This is a genomic window from Pedobacter alluvionis (assembly GCF_003664035.1).
GTDB lineage: Bacteria > Bacteroidota > Bacteroidia > Sphingobacteriales > Sphingobacteriaceae > Pedobacter > Pedobacter alluvionis.
This window is the reverse complement of the sequence record NZ_RCCK01000010.1, coordinates 1,169,826-1,182,381: the sequence shown is the minus strand read 5'-3', so window position 1 is coordinate 1,182,381 and position 12,556 is coordinate 1,169,826. Positions and strand designations below refer to the sequence as shown.

Sequence of the window (12,556 nt, the reverse complement as noted above, 5' to 3'; positions counted from 1 at the left end):
AATACGGAAAACCGTAAAGAAGTGTAAATAAATTGAAATGTTGGCAGACTTTTCAATCAGTAGTTCAAAGAAGGAAAGCAAATCACAACCCAATGCGGGAATTATAGGAGAGCATGACCGTTGTTGTAAATATCAGTAGTTCAAAGAAGGAAAGCAAATCACAACGTATCGGGGGCCATTAGTGGCATCCCCGATGTTGTTGTAAATATCAGTAGTTCAAAGAGGGAAAGCAAGTCACAACTATCAGCCAAATCTACTTGTTCAGCACTTGGTAATTCTATCGCCATTTTATGTTGTTTTTTTAACTTTTAAGCCCGTAAAAATTTAAACTACAAAATTTTTAATAAAACCATACAGTATATTAGCTATTTTAACCCTTTCGGATCCGTTAGGATGTACACTGTCTGCCATTTTAGCAGGCCAGTTAGAACCATTATAACCCATAAGATTAAATAAGTCGCAGCACGGGGCATTATAAGCATTAGCTAAAGCAATAACGGCATCCCTTGCGTTAGTATTGGTAACCCTACCGTCTGCTCCGGTCTGCTGATACGCGTATGCAGTTGGAGATGTAACAAACATAATTGATACCGATGGCTTATCTTCATAACATTTATCTATAACATAGTTAAATGATCCGTAAAAGGTGGTTCTATCCATACTTGTTCCGTAAAAAACATCGGCATTCGATACGGCCACTAAGGAGTTTTCCGTTAGTGTCATAGAAGTATTTGATTCAATAGACAGCACCTTTCCTATGTACCTAAACCTGAAATCATATAGCTTATCACCTGCCTTAAATTCTGTTGAAAAAAGAGTGTTAACGCCTGTTAGTATTTGCGATGAAATTGAGCCAGACGTTTTACCCGTTCTTGAAGTGAAAGGTAATGTGCCTAAAAATGATCCTGTAACTTTTAGTCTATCATTATATCCGTGGTCGAAAACAATAAGGTCAGCATTTTTTCCTATCAATTTAGTTTCGTAACTATAGGTTCCGCTATTAACTCCAAAAGCCGCAACCAATTCGGCTGCTTTTGCGGATAAAGATAGCGCGCGCGTGCCATCCCAAACCATGCCACTACTACCTACCGATTCGTTAGTCAAATTTGCGTCTAAATATCTGCCAGCGATTTCGGGGTACGAAAGGAAACCACCATCATTTCCAGCCGGAATACTTGTGCCAACCCAAATTATTTTTTTTCCCTGCCAAAATAAATCGGGCGCTTTTCCTATACTATTTTTAAAGTGAAGATTATTATCAAGCGATGGCGATCCTCCAGGGTTATCTTTTGCGCCCATACTTGATAAAGAAATGTCCGCTTCAATAGCAAAACCCACACCTCCTCCCGATGATGGCGCCGTTATAGGCTCGTCAAAGACGTTCAAAGTCATATCAGTTATGGCGCTAGACGTCAACAGATATGAAGAATATGGCGTTTGTCCTGTGCTTCCTGAATAGTAGTCCATAGGAAGATTAACCCCTCTTATTGCCACTAAATCTCCTGATTGAACAATAACAGATAAGCCTTTAAATACATGCCACCTTCCGGCAACAGAGCCGTCTATTTCGCCAACTTTTTCTACCAAATTTATTCTACCGGATACTACCCTAACAATCCAAGCTTGAAGTTTCGATGTAGGTAATACATTTGTGTTTGCGCCTATTCTTACCTCATTTAAGATGCCGCCATTAACAAAACCCTTACTAGCAATTTCATAAGGTATTATTATTATATTGTTAAAACCAGAACCCTTTGTACCGCCAATTGTGCTGTTGGTTAAGCTATAATTCTCAACGCCTCCTGATATTCTCGCAATAGCATAAGATTTTTTATTTGGTAAATAAATAGTAGTAGGTGTTTCGTTATGGGCTTTATCTCCTGTTATTTGATTAGGGAGTTGTTTTTTTTCTATGAATCCTGATGAATCTAGTTTAGAATAGCCATTTGGCTGATTTCCCCATTTATAAGAAACCAAATTGTTTTCTTCTGTAATTTCAGCACCTACATCGTACCTTCTTGTCAAGCCTGATGATACTGTTACAGAATTCCCAACCGAAAGAGGATTGAAAAATACTATACACTCTTCTGTTGCGCCGGCGTCTAAGAATTTTATGTTTGAACCCTCTGCGGCCACAACCTTTATTGCTATAACATCCCCTACTGTGTAAGTGGGCATAACTGTTGGATTGTATGAGTTTAAGCCAGCAAGTTCAGCCGCTACGTCACCGCTTTCATATTTACAAAGATAGGTAGTACCCGTTCTTCCTAACACGTAAAACCTAACAACCCTACCAATTTCAGCACCTTTCATGCCCACAAAAAATCTTTTTACGACCCCGTTAAAAGCACCAGCGTAGTAAGTTGGTTTAACCGACGCGTAGTACCTTGTTCCGATAAACCCATCGAATGTGACTTGATTGTATGTGCCTGGGTCGTTTAGTATAATATTGCCTTGTGCGGGAGGTGGTGAAAGTGATAACAAATTCTTTATATTCGTTTCATCAACATAAGCGCTGCCCAATTCAACCCACTTACTGCTGGTTCCTGGCACATCCGTACTTAATGTCGCTGCGTTTGCTTTCCAAATTTTACCAACGTTTGTTACTTGTGAACCAATTGAAAAAGCTATAGGCGTCCACGCTGCAATTGCAGGGTCAGATTTCTCTATTATACCAATAGGACTATAAGAACCTGTTTTGTTTGAAAAAACAACAAATTCATTTTTAGTCAAAACATAGCCTCCAAAATTTGTGTAAGTACCGTTTGTGTTAGCAAAATAAACCGCATTAATATCACTATCAATCGGAACCGTTGTCGGTGTTGCCCATCCTGCTATTATCGCACCCGCTCCAAATTGATTAATAATTGATATGAAAGCGTCTTTTAGTATGTCGCCCGTGATTTCGTTATTTCTGTTGCTTTTTATTACCGCCGAAATCGCGTTTTTTAAATTTTCATTGTTAGCCATTTTGTTGATTATTATAGTCGTTATTTAAATCGTTGTTGAAATCTCAGCCGTTGTAATTGTAGTTCCGTGTGCTATTTTTTTGACAACTGTTTCCGTTTGAAACTCACATTCAACACTAGCAATATCGCCCTGTGTTTCCCATTTTGGGATAATTAAAAAAGTGTCGCAATCATATTCATGGCCATATTTATCAGTGATGAAACATAATCGCTCATTCTGATAAATCGCATTACGTCTCAAAGATACTCCGGAGCTAACGCTGTAAACTTGTAAGTTTTTTCTGAAATCTGTTTTTCTACAAAAAAAATATCCATCACGGTTATCCCCTTCCTCTTCAAAAACATATTTCGGTTTTCCGATTTCTGTTAAAAGGTATAAAATATTTTTAAAAGTAGTTGTTGTAAATATCAGTAGTTCAAAGAAGGAAAGCAAATTACAACGTAAAATTAGCATAATTCATTGAGAGTAAGTTGTTGTAAATATAAGTAGTTCAAAGAAGAAAATGAACTTCAGCATATAAATATAATTATCGAGGGATAAAATCAGGTGATATTCATTTTTAGAAATTAGTAATATTCAGATTACGACCAACATGCGGATTTTAGGAGCCATCGGATGACCACCGTATTAGAAATTATGCCTATATATCATGCTATCTGCACCCTGCTATCCGGCCTAGGAGATGATGGAAGGAGAAAACGTTAAAGCTTTTGCACCTCCTTTCAACCTACCACTACCCAGAAGGCAGCACGCCCTCCCCGATTTTTCGTAAGCTTGTCCCGAACATTCTTCGGGAGAGGCTTGTGCTGACGACCAATAAAGCTTTGACGAATTTATCCGACATCAGATCCAAGCCTTTCAGTTATGCCTTTTCGTTGTTGTTTTTTAAGGTAGGCATGCTTTCGCTGCGCTCAGGTTTGTTTCTTTTCTATCAAGAGAAAAGAAAGAGCCCCTCGGCGGCGGTGGACCTGTACCGATTTTTCATCGGTAGCCGAGGCAAGACTGCGCGAAGGGCAAGAAAATCTTTAATTGTCATTCTGAACGCAGTGAAGAATCTTTCAATCAAAAGATCCTTCGCTGCGCTCAGGATAACAGCATCAAATAAAAAAGCACCAAGAACCTCGCGTCCTTAGTGCCTAAATTTATACACAAACCTATAAAGTCTTTAAGGCCTTATAGGTTTGTGCAAATTAATTCCAGCCGCCTCCTAACGAGCGGTACAAACCAACAACTGCATTTAACTGCTCTGTTTTAATGGTGGTTAATTCCAGTTCGCTTTGCAATAAATTGCCTTGTGCCGTAATTACCTCCAGGTAGTTCGCCATACCGCTCTTAAACAGCAAACTTGCATTTCTTGAAGCCTGTTGTAAAGTCTGCGCTCTTTTTTCAGCGATGCTGTATTGTGCTTTTAACTTTTCTACTTTCGTTAACTCATCAGACACTTCGCCAACCGCATTTAATACCGATTGACGGAACTGAATCACCGATTTCTCACGGTCGATTTTAGCCAGTTCTAAAGAAGTTTTTAACTGACCTCTCTGAAAAATCGGCTGGGTAATCCCTGCCCCAACCAAACCGAATAAGGATGCCGGTACATTAAACCAGTTGCTCGCTTTAAAAGAGTTGATGCCTCCACTAGCGGTAATCACCAACGATGGATATAAACTTGCTTTCGCTACACCAACCTTCGCATTGGCAATGGTTAAAGCCAGTTCTGCACTTTTAATATCAGGCCTGCGGCTTAACATCGCCGAAGGAAAACCTGCGTTTAAATCCTGTGGGATAATCATTTTATCTAAACGGCTTTCGCGGTTAATGGCTTTAGGCAACGTACCGATCAATACACTTAAAGCATTTTCCTGTAAGGTTACATTCTGCTCCAAACGGGGGATTAACTGTGCCGCATTTAGCTGTTGTGCCTGCGCCTGCTGAATAGCCAATGAGGTTACCTGACCAGCATCAAACTGTAAATTGATAATCCTCAGTGTGCTGTCGTTAAGCTTTAAATTCTTTTTAGCGATTTCCAATTGTGCATCAAGCATTAACAAATTGTAATAACCTTGCGCTACATTGGCAACCAAACGCGTTTGAACTGCTTTACGTGCTTCTTCTGTCTGCAAAAAACTGGCTAAAGCGCCAGCTTTTTGATTACGGATCTTTCCCCAGATATCAGCTTCCCAAACCACACCCAGATTGGCATTATAATCTTCTATGTGTGTTGAGCCTGTAAACTGGTTCAGGCTTAAACCATTTAAACTGTTATCAGACGGGCGGCTCGAACTCGCCGCCACCTGCAATTTCAATTCAGGTAAATAACCCAATTTCGATTGTTTAAACAATACTTCAGCTGCATCGATATTTTTCAATGCAATTTGCATATCGTAATTTTTAACCAGCGCTGTATCAATTAAATGCTGAACAGTAAGGTCGTTGATAAAACTCTTCAGGGGCATCGTGCCAATGCTTGAAGAATCTTTTGGCAATCCGTTTCTGAACAAACCTGGTGCTACATTTGGCAAGGCTGTATCTTTCGAAACCGAACATCCGCTCCAGATTAAAGCAAGGAGCAGAATGGTAATAATATTAAACCGTTTCATAAACTACATGATTATTATTTACAGGTTCTCCATGGTGCTGAACAACCTCATTTTTTGATTTTTTTGATATTTTTTCCTGTAAAGCCTGGAAGATGACAAAAAGTACCGGTATGATGAACAAACCTAAAACTACACCCGATACCATCCCTCCTGCTGCACCGATACTGATGGAGTGGTTACCTTGTGCCGATGGACCTGTTGCAATACTCATCGGGAATAAACCGAATACAAAGGCCAGTGAGGTCATGATAATCGGTCTGATCCTTAATCGGGCGGCTTCTATCGCCGAATCAACCAAACTGAGTCCTGCCTTTCGTCGCTGCACGGCAAACTCCACAATCAGGATGGCGTTTTTAGCCAGCAACCCGATTAGCATAATCAGCGCTACCTGTACATAAATGTTATTTTCGATACCGGTTAAACCCAATACCACAAACACACCAAATACACCTGTAGGGATAGAAAGGATTACCGCCAATGGCAAAATGTAACTTTCGTACTGTGCTGATAATAAGAAGTACACAAATACCAGACAAAGCAGGAATATCACGGTAGACTGTCCGCCTGAAGAAATTTCCTCACGTGTTTGTCCGGAGAATTCGTAAGCATAGCCAGTTGGCAATTGTTCTTTAGCCGTTTCTTCTATCGCTTTAATTGCATCACCAGAACTAAAACCTGGTTTAGGGATCGCATTTACCTCGATAGAGTTGAACAGGTTATAACGGGAAGCCGTTTCCGAACCATATACACGGGTTAATTTAACCAGGGTACTGATTGGCACACTTTCACCGGCCTTGTTTTTCACAAACACACGATCGATACTTGCAGGATCGGTTCTGTCGGCAACATCTGCCTGAACCACTACCCTATAATATTTACCAAAGCGGTTAAAATCTGAGGCCTGTGCCGTACCAAAATAGGTCTGCATGGTTTGTAAGATATCTTTTTTGCTTACACCCAGCTGATCGGCTTTTTCGTCGTTCACATCCAGTTGTAACTGCGGATAATCTGCTTTATACGAAGTAAAAGCATAAGCAATAGCTGGTTTCGCCATTAACTTAGCGATAAAGTTATTCGCTACACCACTAAATTTATCCAGCCTGCCATTCGTTTTATCCTGTAACATCACGTTCATGGCCTCCACGTTACTAAAACCCGGAACCGTAGGGAAACTGAATACAAAGAAGGTACCGGCAGATATGGCTGCCATTTTGGCCCTTACAATGTTTTGTATCTCATCGATGTTTTTAACTTCCCCTCTTTCGTCGTTTGGTTTTAACAATAAGAAAATCTGTCCGGCCGAAGGGCTGTTCGATGCGGTTAAAAAGTTATAACCCGCCAGCGACATCACAAATCTTGCTGATGGCATCGCTCTCAACTCTGCTTCAGCCTGTTTTAACATTTTATTGGTATTGGCCAATGATGTTCCCGATGGACTGGCTACAGCAATCGCCACAAAACCCTGATCTTCTGTCGGGATAAAGCCTGTTTTTGTTCGGCTTACCAGGAAAACGGTAACCAGAACGATTAAAGCAAGCCCGCCCATACTGATCCATTTATTACGGATAAGCACTTTTAAGCCGCCAATATAACGGTTGGTCATATAATTGAACCCACCATTAAAGCCTGCATAAAACTTTTCTACAAAACCTTTTTTAGGCGAAGTATGACCGCCCTCTGCATGTTTGTTCTTTAAGAATAAGGCCGCCAATGCAGGACTTAAGGTTAAGGCGTTAACAGCTGATATAATGATGGCGATAGCCATAGTTAAAGCAAACTGTTTGTAGAAGATCCCTGTTGAGCCGGTCATAAAACCAACCGGTAAAAATACTGCCGCCATTACCAATGTGATTGATATAATGGCCCCGGTAATTTCGCTCATCGCCTGGGTGGTTGCCTCTTTCGGACTAAGCGAAGGGTTTTCTTCCATTTTGGCATGCACCGCTTCTACCACCACAATCGCATCATCTACCACAATACCAATGGCCAGCACCAGTGCGAACAAGGTTAAAAGGTTAACAGAGAAGCCGAACAGCTGCATGAAAAAGAAGGTACCGATAATCGCCACCGGAACCGCAATAGCCGGGATTAAAGTAGACCTAAAATCCTGAAGGAAGATAAATACCACGATAAACACCAGTAAAAAGGCTTCAATCAGCGTGTGTTCCACTTGGTTAATGGATTCGTCCAAATCGGTTTTGGTACGGTAAAACTGATTGTATTTAATGCCCGCCGGAAAATCTTTTGATAGTTTTGCCAACAGTTTATCAATGGCAATCTGGATTTCGTTGGCATTAGAGCCTGATAACTGGATTACACCAATGGTAATACCATCGTGTCCGTTTAAACGGTTTACACTACCATAACTATAGGCACCTAATTCAACACGGGCCACATCTTTTAAACGTAATATAGAACCATCTGAATTAGAACGGATCGCAATATTTTGATATTCCTCTGGTTTGGTCAGTTTACCTTTATATTTAATGATATATTCAAAGGCCTCACTACTTCTTTCCCCAAACCGACCAGGGGCCGCTTCCAGGTTTTTATCCTGAATGGCAGTGATCACTTCGTTAGGTGTAATTTTGTAAGTAGCCAATTGACTTGGGTTTAACCAGATACGCATCGAATAATCTTTAATACCACCAAATACACTGGCCGAACCTACCCCCGGAATACGTTTAAGTTCGGGAATGATATTGATCTGCGCATAGTTATTTACAAAAACGGCATCGTATTTTTTTGGATCTTCAGAGTAGACCCCGATAGCCCCAATAAAACTGTTTTGCTGTTTGGTAGTGGTGATACCATATTGTACAACCTCTGCAGGCAATTGACTGGTGGCCTGCGAAACCCGGTTCTGCACATTAACAGCTGCCTGATCGGGGTTGGTACCTTGTTGAAAGTAAACCGTGATGGCCAGGGTACCGTCGTTACTGGCGCTGGAGGTCATGTAGGTCATGTTCTCCACACCGTTAATTGCTTCCTCCAATGATGGAGTTACCGAACGTAAAATGGTTTCGGCATTGGCCCCAGGGTACACCGCTGTTACCAATACCGACGGAGGTGCGATATTTGGAAAGCGCTCTAAGGGCAACTTTGTTAAGCCTAGTATACCAACTATTACCAATAAGATGGAAATAACAGTTGAAAGTACAGGCCTGTCTATAAATTTCTGAAACATGATTGCTTAAACTTTAATGGTTTGTTAATTTTTTGTTTTTGCAACAGCTACTTTATCTGCTGCTTTTTGAGGCTGGATCACCATGCCCTCCTGTAACTTATCAACCCCGCTTAACACGATCTGATCGCCAGCTTTTACCCCGTCTTTAACCAGGTAATTTTCGCCGGCTTTACCCACAATGGTAATGGCTTGTTTTTTCACCTTACTACTGTCGCCTACGGTAAATACAAATACTTTATCCTGCATTTCTACTGTTGATGACTGCGGTACCAGAATGGCATTATCATGCTGTAAACCTAAACGGATCTTACCGGTATTACCCGAGCGAAGAACGCCACTTGCATTAGGGAAACTGGCCCTTAAAGTAATGGCACCTGTGTTTTTATCAAACTGACCATCGATCATATCAATCTTACCTTTAATCGGGTAGGCTGAATTATCGGATAATAAAAGTTCAACCGCTGGTAAATGTTTAATCCTGTCGGCAGGTGTTTTACCAGGGTAGTTTGCATTAAAGTTGTTGAAATCGTTTTCCGCAAGAGAGAAATAAACATGTACTTCGTGGATATCAGATAACTGCGTTAAAGCAACCTGATCAGTCGGAGAAACTAAACTTCCCTGTTTCTTAGGAATACGACCGATGTAACCACTTACTGTAGCCTTAACATTGGTATAACCTAAGTTAATCTGCGCTGAAGCCACACTAGCTTTAGCTTGTTCGGCATTTGCCTGTGCGATTTTGTAAGCCGTTTTAGCTGTTTTTAACTGGAAATCAGAAACTACCTTATTCTGAACAAGTGGTGTTAATTTATCAACCTCCAATTGGGCGTTTAAAATAGCCGCTTCTGCAGCATGTAAACTTGCTTTGGCATTGTTTAAAGCCTCGCGGTAAGGGTTTTCGTTAATTTTGAACAGGGTTTGTCCGGCAGTTACATAAGCGCCTTCGTTAACCAAAACGCTTTGTAAATAACCACTTACCTGCGGACGCACATCGATATCAACAGCGCCCTGAATAGAAGCCGGATATTCAATATAGGTAGTTTCTGTGCTGGCGTTAATCGCGCTTACAGGCAGTGCTGGTGGTGGCGGTGCAGCTGCAGCCTGATCAGGAGATGACTTACAACTCACCAAAATTATAGATAGAAGAGAAATTGTTAACAGCAACTTAATACTATTAAACCATTTAACAGTGTTAAGTAAGGGGTGCAAGCGGTGTAGAGATTTCATATGATTAAATTTAATTGGAATTATAGTGTATAAATAATCTAACAGTGTTAAATTACTGTGTAAAAAAAATATTTTAACTGTTAATCGATAATGTAATGCCCTTGATGGCATCTTTTAAAATTTGTTGATTTAGTTCGTCTGTTGTTCTTCCGTTCGGGCGCACCAAGTTGATGGAAATCAAACCGTGAATGATCGACCAATAGGTGTAATATTTTCTGCAGATGTCATCCTCAGATACGGGTTTCTTATCAAATAAAGATTCGATTACATCCCCTAACATACTACTCAAGTTTTCAGCTTCGGGCATCGAATTTTTAACATTACAACAAACCATGTCTACACCATACATCAACTGATAAAATTCTTTGTGGGTAAAAGCGAAGTTCCAGTAGGCAATCCACATGGCTTCCATTTTATCTTCCGGAGATTCGTGTTTATCCCTGGCTTCGCGGATATCTTTGGCCAAAATGAGGTATCCTCTTCTGGTGAGTTCCAGTAAGATGCCATCTTTGTTGGAAAAGTATTCGTAAATAATTGGTGCAGTATATTCAATCTGGTCGGCAATTTTACGCATACTCAATGCCTGCCATCCCTCTGTTTGAACAATGTTCAAGGCAGCATCCAGAATTTTGGTTCTGGTTTCATCTTTTAAACGTAGAATTCTCTCTTTACTTCCCATGACTGGAATATTAGGTGTAAATAATCTAACACCGTTAAGCAAATGTAGAACCAATTCCAGAATTCACAATCATTCATTTGTCATAAACATTTTATTGTTTAGCTTTACGAGTGATAATCAACGATTAAAGCATTTAAAAGGCTTTTTCAAATAAATTAATTTTCTCAGGAACTTATAAAAAATGATTTTTCGCGAAGCAAAAACAACTGACATCCCTGCGATCCAAATTGTCAGGCATACCGTAAAAGAGAACATTTTGTCCGATCCTGCTTTGGTTACTGACCAGGATTGTGAAGAATTTATTACCCAACGTGGTAAAGGCTGGGTTTGCGAAGTAGATGGAGAAGTAGTGGGTTTCTCCATTGTAGATTTAAAAGAACATAATATCTGGGCTTTATTCCTTCGGCCAGAATTTGAAGGCAAGGGCATCGGCAAAGAACTGCACCGCTTAATGATGGATTGGTATTTCGATCAAACTAAAGAAATGGTTTGGTTGGGTACATCTCCCAATACCCGTGCACAAGAATTTTATACCCGGCAAGGCTGGAAAAATGTGGGCATGGTAAATAAAGGTGAAGTGAAATTTGAGATGGGTTATGAGGATTGGAGAAAACATCGCCTAAGTATTGACCACAAATACATTAAAAGTTCTCCTTGACAAATTTCAATAAATAAAAAAGGTCGTCATCTCGACTGAAGCGCAGCGAAATGGAGAGATCTATTACATAAAAGGCCCTGAAACAAGTTCAAGGTGACGGTCTGAGAATGATCGTCATCCGATAGCTATCGGATGCGAGAAGGCTTTTTCAGCCGACGCAGCAATCTTAATGCGATCGCTAGTAGCGATAGTTGTAAGATTGCTTCGTTGCTAGCAATGACGATTCAGAAAAGAAAAAGATTCACCACTAAGTCACAAAGAACACAAAGCAAATTTCTTAGTGACTTCATGCCTTAGTGGTAAAAAAAACTAACTATTCCAGATAAAAGGTGCCTGTTTTACAAAGGCCTTCTCCCCGAACTGCTCAATAATAAACCGCGCCAAATTAGAAGCATTAATCTGATCGCCATCACAATTAACCGAACTTGTGCCTATAACCGTTTGTTCGTCAGTTTGCATAATTAAAGGCAATCGGATTAAAGTCCAATCGAGATCACTTTCAACCAATAGTTCATATTCTTTTTGCCTGTCTGCGGTGGAAACCGGATAATTATCGTACATCCATTTGGTTGCAAATTGAGTTTTAGCGTCTTTTTGATCATAAGTAGTATCCACATTGATACCGGTTATGACGATGTAACGTTTCAGATCAAGGGCTTTCATCGCCGTTAGGATATTACTTGTTGATTGCGTAAAGATTGTTTTTTCGCTGGCAGGTTGTCCCATTCCCAGGGCGCTGACGATGATATCGCAGCCCTCAATAAGGCATGTACCGTTTCCACATCTTTAACATCGCCGGTTACAATTTCCAGCGCAGCATGATGGATCTGAAGTTTTTCTGGATTCCTAACAAGGGCTTTTACCCTGAATTGTTACGCCAATAGCGCTTTTAAAATGTAAATACCAGCTTTACCTGTAGCACCGATTAAAGCAATTTTTAAATCTTGCATGATGTTCTTTATAAAATTTTAGAAAATAATAGTTTATACCCATGATCAGAACGATATGGGCATGTCAGAATTGAATTCTGTTTGAGTTATATTTTATAAAGAGATTTTAATGGGACTAATGTACAAAAAAATCCGCCATTTCGATGTATAAAGCCTACCTGAAACAGACAGGCAATCATACTACGATCGCTATACCTATAGTGATAAGATTACTAAAAAAGGTCGTCTTTCCCGCGCAGGCGGGAATCTTAATGCAACCTAAAAACCCTACCAGAGCATTACGATTCC

Annotated in this window: 7 protein-coding genes and 1 pseudogene; 1 reads left to right on the top strand and 7 read right to left on the bottom strand. The window is 40.3% G+C overall.

Annotated features, from left to right (window positions below):
- Nucleotides 1–324 precede the first annotated feature (324 nt).
- The 6 genes from BCL90_RS05275 to BCL90_RS05250 form a co-directional block, all read right to left on the bottom strand.
- Nucleotides 325–2,970 (bottom strand): SGNH/GDSL hydrolase family protein, encoded by a 2,646-nt coding sequence (locus BCL90_RS05275; RefSeq protein ID WP_121282953.1) that lies wholly within the window; start codon nucleotides 2,968–2,970, stop codon nucleotides 325–327.
- Nucleotides 2,971–2,994: 24 nt separating this feature from the next.
- Nucleotides 2,995–3,423, bottom strand: a complete 429-nt coding sequence (locus tag BCL90_RS05270; RefSeq protein ID WP_121282952.1) for a hypothetical protein — start codon at nucleotides 3,421–3,423, stop codon at nucleotides 2,995–2,997.
- A gap of 737 nt (nucleotides 3,424–4,160) precedes the next feature.
- Entirely contained in the window at nucleotides 4,161–5,567 is a 1,407-nt protein-coding gene (locus tag BCL90_RS05265; RefSeq protein ID WP_121282951.1) for a TolC family protein, read from the bottom strand.
- On the bottom strand, nucleotides 5,554–8,754 hold the full coding sequence (locus BCL90_RS05260; protein ID WP_121282950.1) for an efflux RND transporter permease subunit: 3,201 nt from the start codon (nucleotides 8,752–8,754) through the stop codon (nucleotides 5,554–5,556). The genes BCL90_RS05265 and BCL90_RS05260 overlap by 14 nt, the downstream gene beginning before the upstream one ends.
- Nucleotides 8,755–8,778: 24 nt before the next feature.
- Complete coding sequence (locus tag BCL90_RS05255) at nucleotides 8,779–9,981, bottom strand: efflux RND transporter periplasmic adaptor subunit (protein ID WP_121282949.1); 1,203 nt, start codon at nucleotides 9,979–9,981, stop codon at nucleotides 8,779–8,781.
- A gap of 73 nt (nucleotides 9,982–10,054) precedes the next feature.
- Nucleotides 10,055–10,660 carry a TetR/AcrR family transcriptional regulator gene (locus BCL90_RS05250; protein WP_121282948.1) on the bottom strand — a complete coding sequence of 202 codons (606 nt, stop codon included), beginning with the start codon at nucleotides 10,658–10,660 and terminating at the stop codon, nucleotides 10,055–10,057.
- A gap of 181 nt (nucleotides 10,661–10,841) precedes the next feature.
- On the opposite strand from BCL90_RS05250, the gene BCL90_RS05245 reads away from it, so the two are divergent.
- Nucleotides 10,842–11,318 (top strand): GNAT family N-acetyltransferase, encoded by a 477-nt coding sequence (locus BCL90_RS05245; RefSeq protein ID WP_121282947.1) that lies wholly within the window; start codon nucleotides 10,842–10,844, stop codon nucleotides 11,316–11,318.
- Between the two features lie 309 nt (nucleotides 11,319–11,627).
- Here the strand turns inward: BCL90_RS05245 and BCL90_RS05240 are convergent.
- Nucleotides 11,628–12,130: pseudogene (locus tag BCL90_RS05240) on the bottom strand (NAD(P)-dependent oxidoreductase).
- Nucleotides 12,131–12,556 lie beyond the last annotated feature (426 nt).

What these genes read in the sequence shown, in the direction of transcription:
- BCL90_RS05275 (WP_121282953.1), bottom strand. Translation starts at nt 2,970, where the DNA reads ATGGCTAACAATGAAAATTTAAAAAACGCGATTTCGGCGGTAATAAAA.
- BCL90_RS05270 (WP_121282952.1), bottom strand. Translation starts at nt 3,423, where the DNA reads ATGCTAATTTTACGTTGTAATTTGCTTTCCTTCTTTGAACTACTGATA.
- BCL90_RS05265 (WP_121282951.1), bottom strand. Translation starts at nt 5,567, where the DNA reads ATGAAACGGTTTAATATTATTACCATTCTGCTCCTTGCTTTAATCTGG.
- BCL90_RS05260 (WP_121282950.1), bottom strand. Translation starts at nt 8,754, where the DNA reads ATGTTTCAGAAATTTATAGACAGGCCTGTACTTTCAACTGTTATTTCC.
- BCL90_RS05255 (WP_121282949.1), bottom strand. Translation starts at nt 9,981, where the DNA reads ATGAAATCTCTACACCGCTTGCACCCCTTACTTAACACTGTTAAATGG.
- BCL90_RS05250 (WP_121282948.1), bottom strand. Translation starts at nt 10,660, where the DNA reads ATGGGAAGTAAAGAGAGAATTCTACGTTTAAAAGATGAAACCAGAACC.
- BCL90_RS05245 (WP_121282947.1), top strand. Translation starts at nt 10,842, where the DNA reads ATGATTTTTCGCGAAGCAAAAACAACTGACATCCCTGCGATCCAAATT.